This window comes from Treponema primitia ZAS-2, from assembly GCF_000214375.1.
GTDB lineage: Bacteria > Spirochaetota > Spirochaetia > Treponematales > Breznakiellaceae > Termitinema > Termitinema primitia.
Genome location: NC_015578.1, coordinates 551,756 through 573,257 on the forward strand (window position 1 = coordinate 551,756; position 21,502 = coordinate 573,257).

The window sequence follows — 21,502 nt, forward strand, 5'->3', positions numbered from 1 at the left end:
ATTAATTCGAGGAAAGCTGCCTGAAAACCATCAATTACGCCTTTCCTTTAAGAAAAGCAGTTGGCTAATGATATAAGTATAATGAAATTTGAGACTTTTGTCTATTCTATGGGAAATAACAGGAGTATTGGAGAAAGCCCCTGTTTTTTCCGCGAATTGGGTTGCTGTCCCTGAGGTCATCCATTTACCGCTCCTGGATTCTTAAATTCCCGGGGTCCCTTATACCGTCTTTACCCCTTTCCGGCACAGAATGGGATGGAATAGGCCGGGTATCCTCCATCTGGCCTGGCTTGGTCATGGCTACCGCTCCTTCAAGTATGCCGCCTGATATGGACAGCTTTCCGGTATCCACCAAAAGTATGGCGGGATGTTCCCGCCGTGTGCCCATATTGATTGCCGGGTTAGCTTCCCGTAATTCAGGGTCGATAATTTCCCGTATCCTTTTTAGTATATCGCTAATCGTTTCATCGGGCTTTGCCTGACGGTCCTGAGGGGGTATATAGTTGTTGTCAAAAACTGCCCCGCCGGAAATGCAGGCTTTGCCGAATATGGCCAGGGCATTTCCCATAACATCGGCGGTATTTTTTGCAATTGCCCCATCCTCCATGGAAAAAACGCTGTCGATCAGGGCATTGACCGCCCCGCCGCAGCCACAGGTGGAGTTATGGGCCACATACCCGCCTTTCATGGTAAAGGCGCCGGCCTTCCCGGCAATTTGAATGCCCCCTCCGCCTAAACCGGCTTCATTATAAGAGATCATGGCCAATGAATCGGCGGTAAAAGCGCCTTCGGTGTATACGCCACCTCCCCAGTTGCTTGCGCTGTTTTCGGCAATGTCCCCCAACAGGCAGGTGAAGCGCCCTCCCTCTGCAACATAGACGCCTGCCCCGGAACCCCCGTTCTGCGCTTCTCCCTGAGCGGCCATGGCGCGGTTTTTCCGGATTAAGCCATCATACATGGTAAAGGCCGCCCCATCATCGACATACACGCCGCCCCCCTTTCCGGAGGAAATCCTGATCCCCCCAATCTTCACGTCCCCTTGGCCGCCCGCTTGGTTTTCTTCGATAGTGCCGTCATGCAGGGCAAATTCGGCATCCTCTCCCACATATACGGCTCCTCCTGAAATGGCGGCCCTATTGCCGGCGATACAGCCGTCCCGCATGGTAAAGACGCCGCCCTCATCGGCAAATACTCCGCCGCCAAACATCTTGCTGTTATTTCGCGTTATGGCGCCGCCCCGCATGATAAATTCGCTGTCCTTACCCACATACACACCGCCACCCATGCCTACCCCGGTATCGTTGTCTGAAATTTCGCCCCCTTCCATGATCAAGGTTCCTCCTTGGATGCAAACCCCCGCCCCGCCGTTGCCGTTTACCGAACCGCCCCGGATCACAATATTGTCCCCCAGGCATAGGCTGTTGCCATCGGAAATATGCAGGACCTGCCTGTTAAGCCCCTCGGCATTCAGTATCCCCGGCTGTTCCGGGCTTTCCCCCCTAAGAAAAACCGGCGGCAGCCCCTTCCCGCAAATGTCGACCATGGCCTTCCGCGCCGCAGGCTCGGTAATAGTCCCGGTAATGACAATTTCCGCCTTTTTGTAGGATTTTCCCCCGATTTTCCCCAACGCCGCCGCAATGCTCCACAGGGGCTTTTCGCGGCTCCCGTCATTCCGGTCATCCCCATTTTCCGAAACAAACAGGGTGATTTCCGTATTTTCATTCATAGTAACTCCCTTTCCCGCTCCCTATTCAGTTTTTCGTCCACCTTAGGCTTTCCCGTATGCGAATTCGGCAAAATAATGATTCAAGTCACCCCTCTTGCCAGTATTTATGGAAAAATGCTATAATCACTTCCGGTATTGGAGCGGTGTCCGAGTGGCCGAAGGAGATGGTTTCGAAAACCATTGAACCCGCGAGGGTTCCGGGGGTTCGAATCCCCCCTGCTCCGAAGTGAAGGGGGGATTCGAACCCTCGCTGCATGGTTGCTTATTGTTAAGGTTCTAGTTTGGAGAGGTGTCCGAGTGGTCGAAGGTGCACGCTTGGAAAGCGTGTGTGCTTGAAAGAGTACCGGGGGTTCAAATCCCCCCCTCTCCGTTAAAGTATCTATATCTAAACAAGATGGGGGATTTGAACCGGAGTCCCCGCTGACCGAAGGGAAGAAAAGGGCGCATGGATGCGCCCGTCAGGGGACGTAGGCGGGGGTGGAGGAGCAAACAGGATGTTTGCGACGGAACCCCAAATCCCCCCCTCTCCGTAAAACTGGCTATTTTATATAGCTTATCTTGCTTAAATCAACATCGTGGGGTTTGCCTGTATCGGCAGCATAGCCTATCGCCACAGAAATGCCGTACTCGTAGCCTTCAGGGAAGCCAAGCTTAGCCTTCCAGTAGGCGGCGGTTTCAGGAGCATTGAACACAACTCCCGGAAGGCCCAGGATGATATTGCCGAGTCCCAGGGAGGTCGCGGCGATGGCGATATTTTCAGCGGCAATACCAACATCAATATTGGATTTATTCTTCACCGCAAGAAATAAAACCGTAGAAGCATCGTAAAAAATCTTATTGTTGCGCTGCTTGTTGCGGCTCACAATTGCTTCATTGCCGGCTTTGACAAAATAGTCAATTACCGCTTTTTCCAGTTCCAGGATCAAAGTCGTGTTCTGCACCACAATCACATTGACCGGCTGGCCATTAGCGCCCGAGGGAGCAGCCAGGGCTGCCTTTGCAAGGTCCGCTACAGTTTCATCGTCCACCTTTTGGCCCGTATAGGAGCGGCTGGACCTTCTGGTAAAAATTGCCTCTAATGTAGAATTTGCCATTTGCTACCTTCCTTTATGGCCTTATTATATCAAGGTTTTTATGTGATGTATATAAGTTTTATGGGAATACTAGGTTAAGCAGGGTTTTTTCCTACAGACTTGCGCCCACGATAAAACCTATGGGTACCGAATTGCGCTGACCTTAAAACAACAGGGCGCTGAAACGGACCTCTCTATCCGCTCCCGCGCCCCGTTACCATGACTTTTTTATTTTCCGAAATACCGTTTCAGCAATCCTACGAAACCGGCGCCGTGGCGGGCTTCGTCACGGGCCATTTCGTGGACCGTGTCGTGGATGGCGTCATAGCCCCGTTCCTTGGCACGTTTGGCCAGGTCGGTCTTTCCGGCGCAGGCGCCGTGTTCCGCTTCCGCCCGGAGTTCCAGGTTTTTCTTGGTGCTGTCGGTGATAACCTCACCCAGGAGCTCGGCGAATTTGGAGGCGTGTTCCGCTTCCTCAAAGGCATAGCGCTTGTAGGCTTCGGCGATCTCGGGATAGCCTTCCCGGTCGGCGACCCGGCTCATGGCCAGGTACATACCCACTTCGGTGCATTCGCCGTTGAAATTGGCCCGGAGATCCGTGAGGATATCCTCTTCCACACCCTTGGCGACACCCACGACATGAACCGCAGCATAGGAAGCGCCTTCAACCTGTTCGGTGAACTTGGACGCCGGAGCTTTACATTGGGGACAAACCTCGGGGGGCTTATCACCGGTATAGACATACCCGCAAACTTGACATACCCATTTCTTCATACTTTTACTCTCCATTCTCAAAATATATACCAACGGCTTAAGCCGTAGTTTTCGCTATTTCTGTTCTTTAAATTTGGACGCCGGAGCTTTGCACGTGGGACAGATTTCAGGGGGCTTATCCCCGGTATGAATATACCCGCAAATTACACATATCCATTTCTTCATAATGACACTCTCCCTTCTTAAAATATGCCACGGCTTAAGCCGTAGGTTTTACGCAATAGGCGCAGAGGCCGCTGAATACGGTTTTACGGCAATCAATTGTAGCCCCTCTTTCATTATCCATTAATTCCTCCAATTTTTCCATAATTTCAGGAAAATTGGCCGGAAGTTCCGGGGAATCATAGTCCAGGACCCGCCCGCAGCAGGCGCAGACAAAATGGGGGTGGGGTTCAACCCGGCCGTCGAAGCGCTCTTCCCCATCCACTACGCCCACGGATATAACCGACCCTTCCCGCTGGAAAAGGTTGATGTTCCGGTACACCGTAGCCAGGGAAAGCCCAGGGATGCTTGATTTTAGCTGATCATAAACCCACTGGGCCCCAGGGTGGTCGGTGGTGGACCGGATGACCCTTAAAATCTCATCCCGTTTTTTGCTGTGCTTTCTGTCTATCGCTGCTATTGACATTTTATTCCTTTTCAATAATAATAACTATTATTAATATATAACTATTTTTATCTTAATGCAAGGAGTTTTTTGAATTATTTCAATGTTTATTTGTTACACGGACAAAACGAGGTCATTGCCGTGCCGGGTTCCTTTACCGGAAGCTAATCTATTGAATGAATTTTGCGGGATTGGTATGATAATTATTTATATCGTAAAATTCAGAAGAATTTATCGAAGTTGTATACAAAACTTCGTTTCGATTTAATTGTGCGGCAGCCGCACTTGGGAGATGTTATGCAATCATTAGGGATAAATATCGGTTCCACCAGCCTGAAGATGGTGTTGGTAGAAAATGGGCAGTCCGGCGGCGATGTGCGGGTTGTGTGGAGCGCCGCGGTTCCCCACGAAGGGGATTTTAGCGCCGCAGTACGGAAGCTCCTGAGTCAAGGGCAGATTCCCCAGGGGATCCCCGCACTGGTAACCGGCAATGAGGGCCGGTTTATGTTTAACGCCGCAGGTACCCTGGAGCCCCTCTGCGTGGAGTCCGCCCTGAGGGCCCTGAATTTGACCGCCGACGCGGTGGTCAGTATGGGTGGGGAGGACCTGGTGGTGTATTCCCTCAATAAAGAGGGGAAGATTATCAACAATTTCTCCGGGAACAAGTGCGCCAGCGGCACCGGGGAGTTCCTCAAGCAACAGCTTGCCCGTATGGACATGACCCTGGACGACATTGACAAGGTCCCTGATGAGGCCAAGGTCTACACCCTGTCCACCCGGTGCTCGGTGTTCATGAAGAGCGATTGTACCCACCGGCTCAACAAACGGGAGGCGACGAAAGACGATATAGTCCTTTCCCTGTCGGACGTGATGGCGGTTAAGGTTATCGACTTCCTCAAGCGGGCGAAGATCCGCTCTGGCCGGGTGGTTCTGGCCGGGGGCATCACCCTGAACCGGCACATCATCCGGTTTATCCGGGAAAAGGCCCCGCATATCGAGTTTATCATCCCCGAAACCGCCTCGGTATTTGAAGCCCTGGGCGCGGCGGCCCTGGCCCCCCAAACGGGAAGCCCCCTGCCATCGGCGGACCAGCTCCTGAAGCCCAACGAGATACGCTTCGGCGCCCTGCCTGCCCTGAAGGACTGGACCAATAAGGTAAAAACCTTCGACAAGCCCGACGGCAAGGTCCGCGCGGACCGGAAGTACATCCTGGGGGTGGACGGGGGTTCCACCACAACCAAAGCCTCCCTGGTGGACATGGAGTCCGACGAGATCGTGGCCAGCCACTACGGCCGCACCCACGGGGACCCGGTCAAGGCCCTGAAGGAATGCCTGAAGATCATCCAGGACAAGATCATCGCCGACACGGGGGACAAAAAAATCGACATACGCCTGGTGTCCACTACCGGTTCCTCTCGGGAAATCCTGGGGGTGTTCCTGGAAACCCCCGGGGTTTACAATGAAATCATCGCCCACGCGGTGGGCACCACCTACTTTGATCCCGAAGTTGAGACCATCTTTGAAATCGGGGGCCAGGACGCTAAGTACGTGCTTCTCAAAAACGGGGTACCCATTGACTACGCAATGAACGAAGCTTGTTCCGCCGGGACCGGCTCCTTCCTGGAGGAATCCGCTGCCGGGGACCTTTCCATACACAGCGCCAAGGACATAGGGCCCATAGCCCTCAACGCCGACGCTCCCCTCAAGTTCGGGGAACACTGCTCGGCCTTTATCAACTCGGATATACGCAAGGCGGTCCAGCAGGGGGCCACCAAGGAAAACATCACCGCCGGGATAGTCTGCTCCATCGTGGCCAACTACCTGAACCGGGTGGTGGGGAACCGGACCATTGGGGGGAAGATCTTCCTCCAGGGCGGGGTGGCAAAAAACGTCGCCGTGCCTCTGGCCTTTGCCATGATGCTGGATAAGGAAATCCTGGTACCCCCCTCACCGGAACTGACCGGCTGTTTCGGGGTGGCCCTGCTGGCAAAGCGGAAAAACGCCGACGGCCTCCTGGACGAGAAGCCCGTGGACATCGACGAACTGTTAAGCCGGGAAATCGGTTACGAGCGGGTCTTTACCTGCCAGGCTTGCGACAACCGCTGCCCCATCCAGGTCCTGTCCGTGGGCGGCGCCAATGGCCGCAAGTATATGTTCGGCGGTCGTTGTAACAAGTACACCAATATGCGGAAAGCCGTAAAGGACGTTCCGGTATTCGACTATGTGGAGAAGCGGCAGAAGATGCTCTTCGAGGAATTCGCCGCCCCGGTTTCTCCGGTGGCCTTAGAAAAGCTGAAGGGCGACCCGGCGGTTACTAAAGCTGAGGGGCTGAGCGGCGGCGCGGACGCCCTGAAAACCGCTTCGTTTACCGCCGCTGCGGTGCCGAAAGTCGATCCTTCCGCAACATACAAGCGTAATTTTACTGTGGGCATTCCCCGGGCCTTCTCGGTGCATACCCTCTATCCCCTCTACTCCTGGTTCTTTCACGAACTGGGAATTCAGACCTTCCTCTCCACCGAGGTAGCCCACGCCGGTGTGGCCCGTGCGGAATCCACCTACTGCTTCCCCGCGGAAATTGCCCACGGGGCGGTACAGGACTGCCTGGACAAGGGGGCCGACTACGTGCTGCTGCCCCATTTTCGGGATATGCCCTCCTATGAAGATGATGTGCACGCCAACTTCTGCCCCATCACCCAGAGCCTGCCCTATTATATAGAAAAAGCTTTCCCCGATGTGGACAAGAAAAAGTGGCTGCCCCTGGTGGTGAGCTTTAAGTTTGGCGAAGAAAAAGCCCTGGAACTCTTTACGGTGATGACCCGCATCCTCGGAATCAGCGATGCTGAAGCCAAGGACGCCTTTGACAAGGCCCTGGCAAAACAGTATTCCTATTTTGACGCGGTAAAGAAAATGGGCGAGCAGGCGCTGGCAGATGCCCGCAAGGCTGACCGCCCGGTGATCGCCGTCCTGGGCCGGCCCTACAACGCCTTTACCCCGGAGGCCAACATGGGCATACCCCGGAAGTTTACCACCCGGGGCTATTCGATAATTCCCTTTGACATTCTTCCTTTCACGGAAGAAAAGATATTCCCCAATATGTACTGGTACTACGGCCAGCAGGATGTGAAGTCTGCGGCGCTTCTCAAGAACGAAGATAACATCTATGTTACCTACGTTACAAACTTTTCCTGCGCCCCGGACTCCTTCATCCTCCACTACCTTAAGTGGTTCATGGGGCAGAAACCCTTCCTGGTGCTGGAACTGGATTCCCACTCTGCGGACGCCGGGGTGGACACCCGGGTTGAAGCCTTCCTGGACATCATCGATGGGTACCGGGCAAAGAAGACCGATATTGAAGCTGAACGCTACAGCAACGGCTGGCGTTTTGTGGCGGAAAAGACCACGGGGAAAAACTTTGATCTCCGTATCGACAATGACAAAACCGGGGAGAAGGTCCCCATTGTGGGCAATAAGCGGGTTAAGGTGCTGCTTTCCAGCATGGGGGCCATTTCCACGGAGTACATGAGCGCCGCTGTGCGCCATCAGGGGATTAACGCCGTGGCCCTGCCGGTGGCTACCAGTAAAACTATTCAATTAGCCCGGGCCCACGCCTCGGGTAAGGAATGTGTGCCCAGCCATTTGGTCTTAGGCGGCGCTCTCCAGTTCTTCTTCAGTGAACAGTACCGCAAGGATGAACTGTACCTCCTCTTTGTGCCCATCACCACCGGCCCCTGCCGGACTGGGCAGTATTATGTTTACTACGAAAACCTCTTCAAGGACCTGCGACTGGAAAACGTGGTGATCTTCATCCTTTCTGCGGATAATTCCTACGGCGAGCTGGGCGGTGACTTTGTTAAGGAGATGTGGCGGGGCTTTGTCCTGGCGGATTACCTCAAGGATATACAGACCGCCCTTAAAGCGGTGGCGGTGGAGCCCGAGAAGGCTCTGACGGATTTTGAAAAATCCTGGCGCAAGGTCATGCACGCGGTGGAATTTAACCCCAACAATATCTGGAAAGAACTGGAACAGGTTGCCAGTGATGTTAAAAAGATACCCCTGAAGCGTAAGGTTGTTGACTGCCCCAAGGTTCTGGTAGTGGGGGAGATCTACGTGCGCCGGGACGACTTCGCCGTGGGCGAACTGACGGACCTCATGAGCGAGCGGGGCATCGTAGTAAAAGTGGCGGGCATTGCCGAGTGGATCCACTACCTGGACTTTGTCCGGGAGTACGCCCTGAACAAACTCATAAAACTGCAGAAGCCCGGACGGCGGCTTTTCTCCAAGCCCTGGCGGGATTTGAAGAAGTTGGAAATCGAGGAGTGGTGGAAACATTCGATAGAGAAGAAGACCCTTGCCATTCTGGAGCCCACAGGGCTCATCCCCAAGACCCCCCACGATATGCACGAGATCATGGAATACACCCAGGAACACTTTGTGAACCTGGAACTCAATTCGGAGATCGCCGTTTCTTCCGGGGCCGCTGCGGCGGCCATGGAACACGGCTATTCGGGGATCGTGAACATCAGCCCCTTTGCCTGCCTCATCGGCCGGGTCATCGAGGGGCTCTTTACACCCTGGGCCCGGGAACGGAACTACCCCATCCTTTCGGTGGAGGTGGACGGAAACCTCCTACCCCCGAACATCGTGAACAAACTCAACATCTTTATGGTCAACGTTCTGCGCTTTAAGGGCAGCAGCGATATGTCCAGCCTGGTGGACAAGGCGGGGAGCCACAACAAGCGCTTCGACATCTACAGCGGGACTAACGACGAAAACGGTAATGGCGGGGCAGAGGGCGTGAAGGCGAAGGCTGCGGAGAAAGCGAAGGCAGAGAAGGAGCTGGCAGGCGCGGGGCGGTAAAGGGGAGACAGTATCCCTGCGCAGCATTTGACGGGTATGATGGTCCCAAATGCTGCGGATTATCAGATATTCCCCGCGCCATGAATCGGCTAATGATGGAGGAAACCAGTGTCGCCTAATTCACCCCCTGCACTAATTGTGTCTGCCACACACAGCGGTGCGGGTAAGACGACGATTACCCGTGCTTTGCTTGCGGCGCTTAAGGCACGGGGCCTGATAGTACAGCCTTTCAAGATCGGTCCCGATTTTATTGACCCCATGTATCACACAAAGGTGGTCGGTAGGCCGTCGGTTAATCTGGATGTCTGGATGATGGGCGAAGAAGGTATTCGGGATGTGTATGCGCGGTGGACTGCGGATGTTGATGTTGCGGTGATTGAAGGGATGGGGGCGCTGTATGACGGCGCTGACGGGGGAAATAGCGGCAGCGCTGCACACCTTGCGGCGATCCTCGGGGTTCCGGTACTGGTGGTGGTGGATGTGTGGGGTATGACACGAACTACCGGAGCCATAATGGACGGGATGGACGGTTTTGATCCCGCCGTGCAAATCTCTGGGTTTGTGCTTAACCGGATCGGGAGCTCATATCACCGTGATTTGATTGAGAAGGCAATCGGCGGGACACGATGGCGGAAAGTAGTTGCCACTATCGAAGCGGATAGGGCACTTGAAGTACCGGAAAGGCATCTCGGTTTGCTGACCACCTGGGAGAATTCGTCGAGTTCGGATAACAGCGGAATTGACCGAATTGCACGGCAGATTGATATTGACCGGGTATTTTCGGAGCAGCTTGGCCCCTTGCACCGGCCGCCAGCTTCGCCGCATATAAACCGCAGTAATGGTGCGCATCTCCGCTTGGCGCTGGCGCAGGATGCGGCTTTCTGTTTTTACTATGAAGAAAATCTCGCTGCTCTTGCAGCGGCGGGCTTTGATATAATAGAGTTCTCTCCCGCGGCGGGGGAGGCGCTCCCGCCGTCTGTGGATGCGGTCTATTTTGGCGGCGGCTATCCGGAGAGTTTTGCCCCGGAGCTTGCTGCAAACAAGGGGCTGGCAGACCAGCTGAGGCAATTCGCCGAGTCCGGAATGCCGATATACGGCGAATGCGGGGGGCTGATTTACCTCGGGCGCACCCTGCGTACCTTTGATGGTATGGAACACAAAATGAGCGGCGTGCTTCCGATTGACTTTGTGATGGACCCGGGCCACCTATCGATTCGATATGCCGAATTGACCACCTGCACACATTCCTTGCTCGGGCCTGAGGGTACGGTTGTCAGGGGTCAGGAGTTTCATCAATCACGTGTTGCCGCATCGTCTATTCAGGCAAATTTTTTTACCGCAAAAACAAGTGATGGACAGAAATTCACCGATGGGTATCAATATAACAATGTGACGGCGAGTTACACCCATATATACTTTGGCGGTACGAACACTACTATTGCGGACAATTTTTTTGAGTCTGCTGCGCTATTGCAACACCGACTTTAGTCGGCAAGTTCCCCGCAAAATTTCTGAAAAACAACTAATCCTTCCGTAATAGTTCCACTACAGCTGTCTCTTACCCGCCGATCCGTATCAGCATCTTAATATGCTTCGCGTTATTCGCCGCCAGCTCCTCAAAGCCCTGATCCACCAGGGTATCCAGGGTCAGCTCTCGGGTAACCAGGGTGTCGGCGTCGACCAGCCCCCGGTCCAGGTTGTCCAGGGCGCTTGCAATTTCGTCCACATGGGCCTGGGAAGTGAAGAGCCGCCGTTCCCCTTCCTGGAAGTCGTTCATGCGAAAGACCGGGGGCTTTTCGTAGACCCCCATGACCATGAGGGCGCCGCCGCTTTTCAGTATGTCCAGGCTTGAGTCCAGGGAAGACTGGGCGCCCACACACTCATAGCAGATGTCCGCCAGGCCGCCGAAACTTTGGGCCGCCACTTCCTTCAAATTTTGTTTTTCCACATCAACATAGATGCCGCCGTTTTGTTCCACCAGTTCCTTCCGCAGCTCCCCCATGCCTGCCACAATAAGCTTTCCCGCGCCGGCGAATTTTGCAGCAAAGAAGCAGGACAGGCCGATGATCCCCGGCCCGACGATGACGGCGTTTTTGCCCCGGATGTCTCCCAGGAGCCGGGTGGAGTGGATGCCGCAGGCCAGGGGTTCCGCCAGAACCGCCCGCCGCAGGGTGAGGGTGTCGGGTATCTTAAAGAGCCGGGCCGCTTCCACGCTCACATATTCGGCAAAGGCGCCGTCCCGGCTGACCCCCACAAAGCCCAGCTTTTCGCAGATATTGTAGCGCCCGGACCGGCAGGCTTCGCAGGTGCCGCAGCTCAGGGTGCCGTTGGCGGTAACCCGGTCACCGATTTCCCAGCCCGTAACGCCTTCGCCGATTTCGCTGATGGTCCCGGTGAATTCGTGGCCCAGGATCAGGGGGGCGGTGACCCCGGTGAGGCGGTGGGGCTTTTTCACGGGGATAAAATTGGGCCCTAAGTATTCGTGGCGATCGGTGCCGCAGATTCCCGCCCAAGCGACTTTGACCGTTACATGCCCCGGAAGCGTTCCGGGCAGGGGACGATCACAGATGCGTATATCCTTATAACCATACCAAACCGCTGCTTTCATGAGTCGATTATACCGGATCGGTGCCTGAATTTAAAGCGCATTTTGCAACGAAGTTTCCCGCGCATTTTGCAACGAAGTTTCCCGCGCATTGTCAAAGGTCGGGGTTATCCCCTATATTAATGGTAATATATGCGTATAAAGAAAGATCTGAAGTGGGCCCTGGTCCTGTCTGGTGGCGGCGCCCGGGGTATTGCCCATGTGGGGGTGTTGAACGCCCTCTCTGAGATGGGTCTCCCCGCACCTTCTCTGGTGGTGGGTACCTCCATGGGGGCTATCATAGGGGGCCTCTATGCCTGCGGTATGAGCCCCCCGGAGATGATCCGTTTTATTCGCGATGAATTTGATATCACCGAATACCTGGACGGTTTTGCGTTCAAGGTTCAAGGCGCCATGGGGAAGGTGTTTCAGACCGGGCAGATTCTGGGAAGCGTGGCGACCCGGGCGGGGATCGATACGGGGCATCAGCTGTTGAAGCTGCTGGAGGATCTTACCGGGGGGAAGGCCTTTGACGAAACCCGCATACCCTTCCGGTGCAATGCGACGGATCTGGTGAGCGGCCGGGAAATAATATTCAGTACCGGTTCTGTTGCCCGGGCAATACGGGCGTCCATGTCCTTTCCGGGTTTTTTTGAGCCCCTTCTGGATGGGGATTATTGCCTGGCCGATGGGGGGCTCTGTGACAATTTGCCTGTGAGTATAGCCAGGGCTGAGGGGTTCAAGCGGGTGCTGGCGGTGGATGTGAACCTTTTTCAGGCTTCCCCCCTGTCGGATCTTAAAACTTTTTCTAAAATTGTGTATCGTTCCATTGAGGTAATGCTCAATGTGATTGACAAGAAGGGGCCCAGGGCGGCTTTGACCATTCATGCCGCGAATGGGGCGACTCCCTTTGACTTTTCCCGGAAACTGGAGCTTGTCAACCTGGGCGAGCAGGCAGTCCGGGGCAGTGAAAAAGCCATAGCAGCCTTTTTCAGCGGCGGGCCCGTAGCCTATGCGACCCGGCAGCGAAACCGGGAATGCGGCATCAGTGGCCATGCCAGTTCGGGTGTATAACTAGGAGGATGCCTTGCGCAGACTGCATAAAAGCATTGAAACCCTGACCAGTTCCTACGATTTGTACGGGCTGGTAAACCACGCCGGCAGGGATAACCTGCCCAGCCGGGATAGTATTGATCATATACTCCAGGGTCTGGACGAACTGGTCTTTCCGGGTTTCCGGGAATACGGCGCCCTGGATCACGATAACCTTCAGCTGATTACCGCCGAAAAGGTGTACCACCTGGCCCGGGAACTGGTCGGGGAGGTTGAAAAGAGCATCGCCTTTTCTTCCCGCCAGGGAGATGCCAACTGCGGTAATGACGGGTGCCATGCGGCGGCGGAACTCATCGTGGATGATTTTTTCGATGAGCTTCCCAAGATACGGGGCATCTTAGCCACGGATCTTAACGCCGCCTTTGACGGGGACCCAGCGGCAAAAAGCGCTGCAGAGGTGATACTCTCCTACCCGGGCTTTGAGGCCATCATGGTCCACCGCATAGCCCATTTCTTCTGGACCCGGGAGGTACCTCTCATTCCCCGGATTATGAGCGAGCTTACCCACGGCGCCACAGGCATCGACATACACCCGGGCGCGGAAATCGGAGAATCCTTTTTCATTGACCATGGAACCGGGGTGGTGATAGGCGAAACCTGCATGATCGGGAGAAACGTGAAGCTCTACCAGGGGGTAACCCTGGGGGCCCTTTCGGTAAAAAAGGAAGAGGCCAACCGGAAGCGGCATCCCACTATAGAAGACGACGTGACCATCTACTCCGGGGCCACCATCCTTGGGGGGGACACCATAATCGGCCGGGGCAGCACCATCGGGGGCAATGTGTGGATCACCGAGTCGGTGCCTGCGGGGGCCATGGTGTATACCACCAGCGGGGATCAGGTAGTCAGGACCGTATAGACAATAGGCGGGGCAATGATTTTATCCTGTGGTGAAGCTATTATTGACATGATTCCGGTGAAGGTTCCCGGCCGGGGGGATGGGTTTTTACCCTGCCCCGGGGGCAGCCCCTTTAACACGGCCATTGCCATCGGCCGGCTGGGTGTGCCGGTTCGGTTCCTGAGCAGACTTTCCAGGGATTTTTTCGGTGAAATTTTGATTAACCGGCTCATTCAAAGTAACGTGGGCATTGATTTGATCCCCCGAACTGAGCAGAATTCGACCCTGGCCTTTGTGAAGCTGGACCAGGGGCAGGAGCCCCGATACGTGTTCTATACCGAAGGCGCAGCGGATTGTTCTTTTTCTCTTGAGGACCTTCCCCCCGTCTTAGCTCCCGAAATCCGTTGTGTACTCTTCGGATCCATTGCCCTGACCATGGAGCCCTCGGCTTCCACCATAGAAACCTTTATCGCCCGGGTCGGCGGTAATGACGTACCTGACGATAAACGGCCGCTTGTTTCCCTGGACCCCAATGTGCGGCCCTTTATGATCCGCGACCGGGAGGCCTATGTCCGGCGTTTTGAAGCCTGGGTAGGCGCCGCCAGTATCGCGAAAATTTCCGAAGCGGATTTTGACTTTATTTACCCCGGTCTGGGCCTGGAGAAATCCCTGCAAAGGGTACTGGATATGGGACCCCGCCTGGCCCTCAGTACCCTGGGCCCCAAGGGCGCTCTGGCTTTGCTGCGCCGGAAGGATGGCAGGGTCCTCCGGGTAAGCGCCCCAGTGGTGGATATTCCCGTGGTGGACACCATAGGCGCGGGAGATACCTTTCACGGCGCCTTCCTCTCCTGGCTAGAACTCAAGGGCAAGATGTCCCATTCCGCCCTGGCCGCTCTCACGGAACAGGAACTCTACGACGCCCTGTTTTTTGCCAACAAAGCCGCCTCCCTGGTCTGTTCCCGGCAAGGCGCCGAGCCGCCTACCTTACAGGAAGTAGAAGCCCTGAAGGGGCAGTGAGGCTATACCCAATTCTCTATTTAGATAGATTCCCGCATTAAATTTCATGGTCCTTCAAGCTTCCCCAGCACCCGCTCCCGGTACGCCACGCCGATTCGTTCCAAGGTCTCCGCCGTAGTCTCCCCCGGCCGTGCCTGCTTGTGCAAATCTATCGTAAACTGATTCATGGAAAAGTGCCGGTAAAAGTATAGCTGCCCAAAAAAGGTGACAGTCACCTTTTTCAGTGCATCGGTGTAGACCTCGAAGATGCCTCTCTTTTTCATTTCCGAGTAGCCGATGATCCACACCGGCACCGGGGCCAGGGCGGCATAAAACTCTTCCAGGAGCCGGACCATGGCAAGCTGGGACCCGGCGATAGCTTCGGTCAGGCTGGGTCCGCCCAGGCGGCAGAGTTCCCGCAGTTCTACCGTGCGGGGGGTATGGATGGGGGTCTTATTCAGGATAAGCACGTTTTTGCGGAAGTCTATGCCCAGGGAGGGTTCCTCCCGAAAGAAGCGTTCGGCGATTTTGCCCGATGGGCCCACCAGGTAGCGGCGGTTTTCCCCAGCCTGTTCCCGGCGCCCCGGATTATCCCCCACCAGGATAAGCTTGATTTCGTCCTTGGGCCCCATTTCATCCATCGCCTGGTTGTAGACCACCGGAGTTTCCACAATGTAGGCAGGCCCATCCCGGGAATCCACCAGCCTTTGCTGCATTTTCCCCAATTTAGGCAGTTCCCGGCTCAACCGCTCCGTCTCTTCCCGGTAATTTTCCCTGGCGGCGGCAAATTTCTTCCACATTTTAGAAGTCATAGAACTCCTTTCCTACTTTATCCTAGCGCATCATAGTGTATAGCAATCGCTTTACGCTAACTATACCGGGATAAAGGCAGGGGCGGGCGGGCAATTCACGCCTCACCCGTCTCTGGAATTCTCTGCTGGAGGAGACCTACTGGGCTCCGTAAGCAGGTTCTACAGGTTAGGGTGAGGCGTGAATTGCCCACCCACCCCGATCACTACCCAATCCAGCTATCATAAACCAAAAGGAGAATTGCCAGAATTATAAGTAGAGAATTGCCTTTTTGGGCCGATAAATATACTATCTTATAAAAAATTATTCAGAGGTATAAAGTAGAACAATGCGGCTTCACACAGCCCTGATTTGTATGATTTTTCTTCTCATTACCGGACCGGTTTTTTCACAAACCGGGCAGAACGCAGCCCGTCCCGATGCTTTGCGGAGCTACCGGATAGGCAGGGATCTGGAAGCCCGGGACCGCATGGACGAGGCAAACCAGTACTATAACGAGGCGGCCCGGATCTGCCTGGATGAAATATCCCGGAATTCGGGGAATATGGACTCCTATACGGTCCTGACCTGGACCCTCCAGCGCCAGCGGAAGTACTCCGATGTTATTAACTGGGGCGATCGGGGGCTTAGGATCAATGGAAATGATTACCGGATCGTGGAAACCATGGGGGAAGCCTACTTTTACCTGGACCGCTATGAGGATTCCCTGCGGTCCATGCAGCGTTATGTGAATTCCGTGCCCCAGGGGGAGCGTACCTCGGTGGCCTATTTTTTCATCGGCGAAATTTTCCGACTCCAGCGGAAATTTTACCGGGCCGATATTGCCTACACCACTGCGGTCCGCCTGGACCCGGGTTCCGCCCTCTGGTGGTACCGGCTGGGTTCAGTCCGGGAATCTGTGGGGGACCTTAGCCCCGCCATTGAGGCCTATGAACGGGCTTTGCGGCTCAATCCCAACTACCGGGAGGCCAGCGAGGGGCTGGAACGGTCCCGACGGGGCAGTACCTGAGCCATTTTGCGGCAAAAAGGACCATTTCTTCGATATTTTCGCAATTCTCCCCCAAAAACAGGGTTTTCCGGTATTTCAAAAAAATAATTTTTCGTTGACAGCTCACTATACCGGGGTTATAATGGCAAGGATAAAGTCATTGTTTCTTTGCTAGGAAAGTTGTAGTCATAATTTTGAGAGGATGCCTATTACTTGAATCACATTTTATTAGGAGGGTATGCATGTCTGAATGTAGTTGTGGACACGGGGAAGAGGTAAATGTGGAGTTTCCCAAGGAACTGGTATCATTTATCAATGAGTGGAAGGTTAAACAGGGTAGTTTAATCATGATTTTGCACAAAACTCAGGAGTCCTTCGGGTTTATTCCAAGGGCTGCTGCTGAGCAAATCGCACTTATGACCGGGATTCCCCTGGCGCGGATTTATGGAGTGATAACCTTTTACCACTTCTTTAAAACGACCAAGCCCGGAAAAAACAAGGTGTCCGTATGCCTGGGCACGGCCTGCTACCTGAAAGGCGGCGGGGATCTTATTGAAGAAGCACGCAGTGTTCTTAATATAAAGCCGGATGAGGTGACTGAAGACGGCCTTTTCAGCGTAGAAGAAGTACGCTGTGTAGGTTGCTGCGGCCTCGCCCCGGTTATGACCGTTGGTGGTGAAACCTACGGTAAGTTAACTAAAAAACAGCTCCCTGAAATTTTCGAAAAATACAAGGCCAGAGGATAGGGGGAGCAATGTCAAAACTTAATACAGATGCTCTGAACAAACTGCGGGATGGCGCCAGCGGCGAGTTTCGCAATAAAAAGGGCTATACCCATTACATACTGACCTGCGGCGGTACTGCCTGTCAGTCAAACAAGGGTGTAGAAATATATGAAGGCCTGATAGCGGAAGCAAAGAAACAGGGCGTGGGCGATAAGGTCCAGGTGATCAAGACCGGCTGTTTCGGGTTCTGCGAAAGGGGTCCTATCGTAAAGGTGCTTCCTGACAACTCCTTCTATGTGGACGTTAAACCGGAAGACGCTGAGGAGATCATTTCCAGCCAGGTGAAGGGCGGCAAGGAAGTGGATCGGCTTTTTTACAAAAACCCCGACGGTTCTCCGGTACAAAAGGCTGCGGCCCACGGCGACCTCCCTCCCATCGGCTTTTATCAGAAACAGCAGCGGGTGGTGCTTCGCAATTGCGGGATCATCAACCCCGAGGTGATCGAAGAGTACATTGCAAATCAAGGGTATATAGCCCTTCAAAAGTCCCTTTTTGAATGGAAACCCGATGATATCATCAACGAATTAAAGACTTCCGGCTTACGGGGCCGGGGCGGCGCGGGCTTCCCCACCTGGATGAAGTGGGACGCAACAAAAAAAGTTGCCAACGACATAAAATATGTGGTTTGTAACGCCGATGAAGGCGATCCGGGCGCATACATGGACCGTTCAACCATAGAAGGGGACCCCCACTCGGTAATCGAAGCCATGACAATCTGCGGCAGGGCTATAGGTGCTTCCCAGGGCTTTGTCTATATCCGGGCAGAATACCCCCTGGCGGTTCACCGCCTGGAACTCGCCCTGGCCCAGGCAAAAGACTATGGCCTCTTGGGCAATGACATCCTGGGTTCGGGTTTTAACTTTGATATCGAAATCCGTCTGGGCGCTGGCGCATTTGTCTGCGGCGAAGAAACAGCGTTACTGCGCTCCCTGGAAGGCGGGCGTGGTATGCCCACACCGAAACCTCCCTTCCCGGCGGTTGCGGGGCTCTGGGGGAAACCCACCTGTATCAACAACGTGGAGACCCTGGCTAACATCCCGGCCATCCTGGTCCGGGGCGGCGCCTGGTTTGCCTCCATGGGTACGGAAAAGTCCAAGGGTACCAAAGTATTTGCCCTGACCGGAAAGATCAACAACTCAGGGCTTGTGGAAGTTCCCATGGGAACAACCCTGCGGGAAATCATCTTTGAAATCGGCGGGGGCATCAAGAACGGCAAAAAGTTCAAGGGCGTCCAGACCGGCGGGCCTTCAGGTGGTATATTGACTGAAAAAGTCCTTGATACCCCAATCGACTACGAAAGCCTGACCCAGATGGGATCCATGATGGGTTCCGGCGGCATGATCGTAATGGACGAGGATGACTGCGTTGTTGACGTGGCCCGTTTCTACATGGACTTCTGCGTTGACGAGTCTTGTGGAAAGTGTTCGCCCTGCCGCATCGGCACCACCCAGATCCTGAAGATCCTGGAAAAAATCACCCACGGCAACGGGGATGAGGCGGACCTCATCAAGCTGGAAACCATCGGTAAAGCGATGCAAAAAGCTTCTCTCTGCGCCTTGGGCGGCACGGCGGCTAACCCGACCTTGTCCACGATCCGCAATTTCCGGGAAGAGTACATGGAACACATCCATGATCACAAATGCCGGGCAGGCAAGTGTAAGAGCCTTTTGTCCTTTACAATACTTGAAGACAAGTGTAAAGGCTGCGGTATGTGCGCGAAGAACTGTCCTGCAGCTTGTATTACCGGGGAAAAGAAGAAGCCGTATACCATCGACCAGTCAAAGTGCGTAAAGTGCGGCGAATGCTTCAAGAACTGCAAGTTCGATGCAGTGGTTAGGGCATAGGAGGAAACAATGATCAACTGTAAAATAAATGGAAAAGCCGTTCAGGTCGAAGATGGGACTACCATCCTCAAAGCTGCGGAAAAGGTGAATATCAAAATTCCGACCCTTTGTTATAGCCCCGACCTTCCGCCCTGGGCATCCTGCGGGCTTTGTATAGTTCGTATGGAAGGGTCCCCAAAGATGGTGCGGGCCTGTACAACCCCGGTCTCCGAAGGTATGGCGGTGGTTACCCACGATGCGGAACTTATCGCTATCAGGAAGACGGTTCTTGAGCTGATACTTTCCAATCACCCCGCCGACTGTTTGCAGTGTCCGCGTAACGGAAGCTGCGAACTTCAGACCATGGCCGCAGAATTTGGCATCCGGGAGATTCCCTTTGCCAAGATACGGAACGAGCTGCTGATAGACGATTCCAACCCGGCGATCATCCTGAACCCCGAAAAGTGTATACGCTGCGGGCGTTGTGTAAAGGTCTGTCAGGAAATGCAGAATGTCTGGGCCCTGGAATTCCTGGGGCGGGGCATAAAAGGCAGTATCGCTTCCGCCGCGGGGACGCCCCTGGGTGAAAGCCCCTGTATCAAGTGCGGCCAATGTGCGGCCCACTGCCCGGTAGGCGCCATCTACGAGCGGGACGACACAGTAAAAGTGTGGCAGGCTTTGCAGGATCCGGAACTTCACACGGTGGTACAGATTGCCCCCGCAACCCGGGTTGCCCTGGCTGAAGAATTCGGCCTTGAACCGGGGACCATCGCTACCAAGAAGATGTATGCGGCCCTGCGCAGGCTCGGCTTTAATACGGTGTTTGACACCAACTTTTCTGCGGACCTCACCATCATGGAAGAGGGCACCGAGTTGGTTCACCGCCTGACCAAGGGCGGGGACATTCCGCTCATCACGAGCTGCTGTCCCGCGTGGGTCGATTACATGGAGAAATATTACACCGATATGATTCCGAACTTCTCCACCGCAAAGTCGCCCCAGCAGATGATGGGCGCCATGATAAAGGCCTATTGGGCGGAAAAAGCCGGGGTGAACCCCGATAAGGTTTGCTCGGTTTCAGTAATGCCCTGCACGGCAAAGAAGTGGGAAATTTCCCGCAATGACGACATGAAAAGCGCCGGACACGGTAACGATGTTGACATTGCCATCACCACCCGCGAACTTGCCAGGATGATCAAACAGGCGGGGATCAAGATCCTTGAGCTTCCGGACGAAGAGGCGGACAGCCCTCTGGGTCCCTACACCGGGGCGGGCACCATTTTCGGCGCCACCGGGGGTGTTATGGAAGCGGCGGTACGGAGCGCATATTTCCTGGTTACCAAGAAAGAGCTGGGGAATGTAAACTTCTTACCCGCCCGGGGTTTGGAAGGGGTCAAAGAAGCTGAAGTTGACCTGGACGGAACAAAGATCAAGATCGCCGTGGCCCATCAGATGGGAAATATTGCGGCGGTCCTGGACAAGATCCGTGCGGCAAAAGCGGCAGGTCAGCCCAGCCCCTGGCAGTTCGTCGAAGTGATGGCTTGCAGAGGCGGTTGTGTAGGCGGCGGCGGCCAGCCCTATGGCTGTGTAGATGAAGTCCGCGCAAAACGTGCGGCGGGGCTTTATCAGGACGATGAACAGTCCCAGCTGCGCTGCTCACACCAGAACCCCAATATCACAAAGGTGTACAAGGAATTCCTGGGTGAGCCTAACGGTCACAAGGCTCACGAACTCCTGCATACCACGTATCAGGCCAGGGATCTGTATTTAAAGTAAGATTTGAAAGGGTCCTGAGACCCGGTTTTTAAACAAAAAGCGCCCCGATTCCGGGGCGCTTTTTTTAAAGAGCTGGTTTGACACCGTCGAATTTCAGTCTGTCCCGCGCAAGCCCATTAGCCGCAGTCGTGGCAGCCTTCGCAGTCCCCGTCATCGCAGTCACAGTCCTCTTCATCGTGGCTGTGGGAGTGGACATGGCCGTGGGCCAGTTCTTCTTCGCTGGCTTCCCGTATATCCACCACAGCGACATCGAAGTTGAGGTCCAGGCCGGCCATGGGGTGGTTGCCGTCGATGGTGACCGTGTTGCCCTCAACTTTGGTTACCGTGACCATCTGGAGCTCACCGTCCGGGGTTTCTGCATGGAACTGCATGCCTGGTTTGACCGAGTCGGCGCCGCTGAAACGGTCCAGGGAGACCGTGGTGATGAGACGGTCGTCCCGTTTGCCATAAGCGTCGGCGGCGGGGACGTTTACTTTGAAACTGTCACCCTGGTTTTTGCCGTCCAGGGCTTTTTCCAGGCCGGGGATGATATTTTGATGTCCATGAAGGTAGGAAAAAGGCTCGCTGCCTGAGGAATCAAGTATCTGATTCTGGGAATTGGTGAGGGTGTAGTTTATACTAATCACCCGATCTTTGGTTATATTCATAATTTTTTATACCATGAGACAGGGTTCAGGGTAAAGTATTTGTAAAATATTTTTTTAAAACATTGATAAGTAAGGATTCCGGTGATACATTAGTAAGTGATAATC

General features: G+C 54.5%; 17 protein-coding genes and 2 tRNA genes. 11 read left to right on the top strand and 8 right to left on the bottom strand.

Annotated elements, in window-relative coordinates; all coding sequences use genetic code 11:
- Nucleotides 1-184: 184 nt before the first annotated feature.
- Nucleotides 185-1,726 (bottom strand): right-handed parallel beta-helix repeat-containing protein, encoded by a 1,542-nt coding sequence (locus tag TREPR_RS02425; RefSeq protein ID WP_015706694.1) that lies wholly within the window; start codon nucleotides 1,724-1,726, stop codon nucleotides 185-187.
- Between the two features lie 137 nt (nucleotides 1,727-1,863).
- Between TREPR_RS02425 and TREPR_RS02430 the strand changes: the two genes are divergently transcribed.
- Together TREPR_RS02430 and TREPR_RS02435 are read left to right on the top strand one after the other, a co-directional pair.
- Nucleotides 1,864-1,950: transfer RNA gene (locus TREPR_RS02430), tRNA-Ser, on the top strand.
- Nucleotides 1,951-2,009: 59 nt separating this feature from the next.
- Nucleotides 2,010-2,096: transfer RNA gene (locus TREPR_RS02435), tRNA-Ser, on the top strand.
- A 169-nt stretch (nucleotides 2,097-2,265) separates the two neighbouring features.
- On the opposite strand, the gene TREPR_RS02440 is transcribed toward TREPR_RS02435, so the two are convergent.
- From TREPR_RS02440 to TREPR_RS02450, 4 genes are all read right to left on the bottom strand, one after another.
- Complete coding sequence (locus TREPR_RS02440; protein WP_015706695.1) at nucleotides 2,266-2,820, bottom strand: nitroreductase family protein; 555 nt, start codon at nucleotides 2,818-2,820, stop codon at nucleotides 2,266-2,268.
- 207 nt (nucleotides 2,821-3,027) lie between these two features.
- Complete coding sequence (locus TREPR_RS02445) at nucleotides 3,028-3,573, bottom strand: NADH peroxidase (protein WP_015706696.1); 546 nt, start codon at nucleotides 3,571-3,573, stop codon at nucleotides 3,028-3,030.
- A gap of 54 nt (nucleotides 3,574-3,627) precedes the next feature.
- Entirely contained in the window at nucleotides 3,628-3,738 is a 111-nt protein-coding gene (locus TREPR_RS19175) for a rubredoxin-like domain-containing protein (RefSeq protein ID WP_342610062.1), read from the bottom strand.
- A 34-nt stretch (nucleotides 3,739-3,772) separates the two neighbouring features.
- Complete coding sequence (locus TREPR_RS02450) at nucleotides 3,773-4,201, bottom strand: Fur family transcriptional regulator (protein WP_015706697.1); 429 nt, start codon at nucleotides 4,199-4,201, stop codon at nucleotides 3,773-3,775.
- Between the two features lie 276 nt (nucleotides 4,202-4,477).
- Between TREPR_RS02450 and TREPR_RS02455 the strand changes: the two genes are divergently transcribed.
- Complete coding sequence (locus TREPR_RS02455) at nucleotides 4,478-9,037, top strand: acyl-CoA dehydratase activase (protein WP_015706698.1); 4,560 nt, start codon at nucleotides 4,478-4,480, stop codon at nucleotides 9,035-9,037.
- A 108-nt stretch (nucleotides 9,038-9,145) separates the two neighbouring features.
- The gene (locus TREPR_RS02460) at nucleotides 9,146-10,525 is read left to right on the top strand and encodes a cobyrinic acid a,c-diamide synthase CobB (protein WP_015706699.1); all 1,380 of its coding nucleotides are present in this window, start codon (nucleotides 9,146-9,148) and stop codon (nucleotides 10,523-10,525) included.
- Nucleotides 10,526-10,595: 70 nt separating this feature from the next.
- Here TREPR_RS02460 and TREPR_RS02465 read toward each other — a convergent pair whose 3' ends face one another.
- Complete coding sequence (locus TREPR_RS02465) at nucleotides 10,596-11,645, bottom strand: alcohol dehydrogenase catalytic domain-containing protein (protein ID WP_015706700.1); 1,050 nt, start codon at nucleotides 11,643-11,645, stop codon at nucleotides 10,596-10,598.
- 129 nt (nucleotides 11,646-11,774) lie between these two features.
- On the opposite strand from TREPR_RS02465, the gene TREPR_RS02470 reads away from it, so the two are divergent.
- From TREPR_RS02470 to TREPR_RS02480, 3 genes are read left to right on the top strand one after another with little or no spacing between them, the layout of a single operon-like run.
- Nucleotides 11,775-12,695 (top strand): patatin-like phospholipase family protein, encoded by a 921-nt coding sequence (locus TREPR_RS02470; protein WP_015706701.1) that lies wholly within the window; start codon nucleotides 11,775-11,777, stop codon nucleotides 12,693-12,695.
- 13 nt (nucleotides 12,696-12,708) lie between these two features.
- Entirely contained in the window at nucleotides 12,709-13,593 is an 885-nt protein-coding gene (epsC, locus tag TREPR_RS02475) for a serine O-acetyltransferase EpsC (RefSeq protein WP_015706702.1), read from the top strand.
- Between the two features lie 15 nt (nucleotides 13,594-13,608).
- Complete coding sequence (locus tag TREPR_RS02480; RefSeq protein ID WP_015706703.1) at nucleotides 13,609-14,589, top strand: carbohydrate kinase family protein; 981 nt, start codon at nucleotides 13,609-13,611, stop codon at nucleotides 14,587-14,589.
- 44 nt (nucleotides 14,590-14,633) lie between these two features.
- On the opposite strand, the gene TREPR_RS02485 is transcribed toward TREPR_RS02480, so the two are convergent.
- The gene (locus tag TREPR_RS02485; RefSeq protein WP_015706704.1) at nucleotides 14,634-15,380 is read right to left on the bottom strand and encodes a uracil-DNA glycosylase family protein; all 747 of its coding nucleotides are present in this window, start codon (nucleotides 15,378-15,380) and stop codon (nucleotides 14,634-14,636) included.
- Between the two features lie 326 nt (nucleotides 15,381-15,706).
- Between TREPR_RS02485 and TREPR_RS02490 the strand changes: the two genes are divergently transcribed.
- The 4 genes from TREPR_RS02490 to TREPR_RS02505 all read left to right on the top strand — a co-directional run bounded on the left by TREPR_RS02490 (nucleotide 15,707) and on the right by TREPR_RS02505 (nucleotide 20,750).
- The gene (locus tag TREPR_RS02490; RefSeq protein ID WP_015706705.1) at nucleotides 15,707-16,387 is read left to right on the top strand and encodes a tetratricopeptide repeat protein; all 681 of its coding nucleotides are present in this window, start codon (nucleotides 15,707-15,709) and stop codon (nucleotides 16,385-16,387) included.
- A gap of 221 nt (nucleotides 16,388-16,608) precedes the next feature.
- Nucleotides 16,609-17,112, top strand: coding sequence for an NADH-quinone oxidoreductase subunit NuoE family protein (locus tag TREPR_RS02495; protein ID WP_015706706.1), 504 nt, complete (start codon nucleotides 16,609-16,611; stop codon nucleotides 17,110-17,112).
- A gap of 8 nt (nucleotides 17,113-17,120) precedes the next feature.
- On the top strand, nucleotides 17,121-18,995 hold the full coding sequence (gene nuoF, locus TREPR_RS02500; protein ID WP_015706707.1) for an NADH-quinone oxidoreductase subunit NuoF: 1,875 nt from the start codon (nucleotides 17,121-17,123) through the stop codon (nucleotides 18,993-18,995).
- 9 nt (nucleotides 18,996-19,004) lie between these two features.
- Nucleotides 19,005-20,750, top strand: a complete 1,746-nt coding sequence (locus tag TREPR_RS02505) for an NADH-dependent [FeFe] hydrogenase, group A6 (RefSeq protein WP_015706708.1) — start codon at nucleotides 19,005-19,007, stop codon at nucleotides 20,748-20,750.
- A 116-nt stretch (nucleotides 20,751-20,866) separates the two neighbouring features.
- Here TREPR_RS02505 and TREPR_RS02510 read toward each other — a convergent pair whose 3' ends face one another.
- On the bottom strand, nucleotides 20,867-21,397 hold the full coding sequence (locus TREPR_RS02510; protein ID WP_015706709.1) for an FKBP-type peptidyl-prolyl cis-trans isomerase: 531 nt from the start codon (nucleotides 21,395-21,397) through the stop codon (nucleotides 20,867-20,869).
- Between the last annotated feature and the right edge of the window lie 105 nt (nucleotides 21,398-21,502).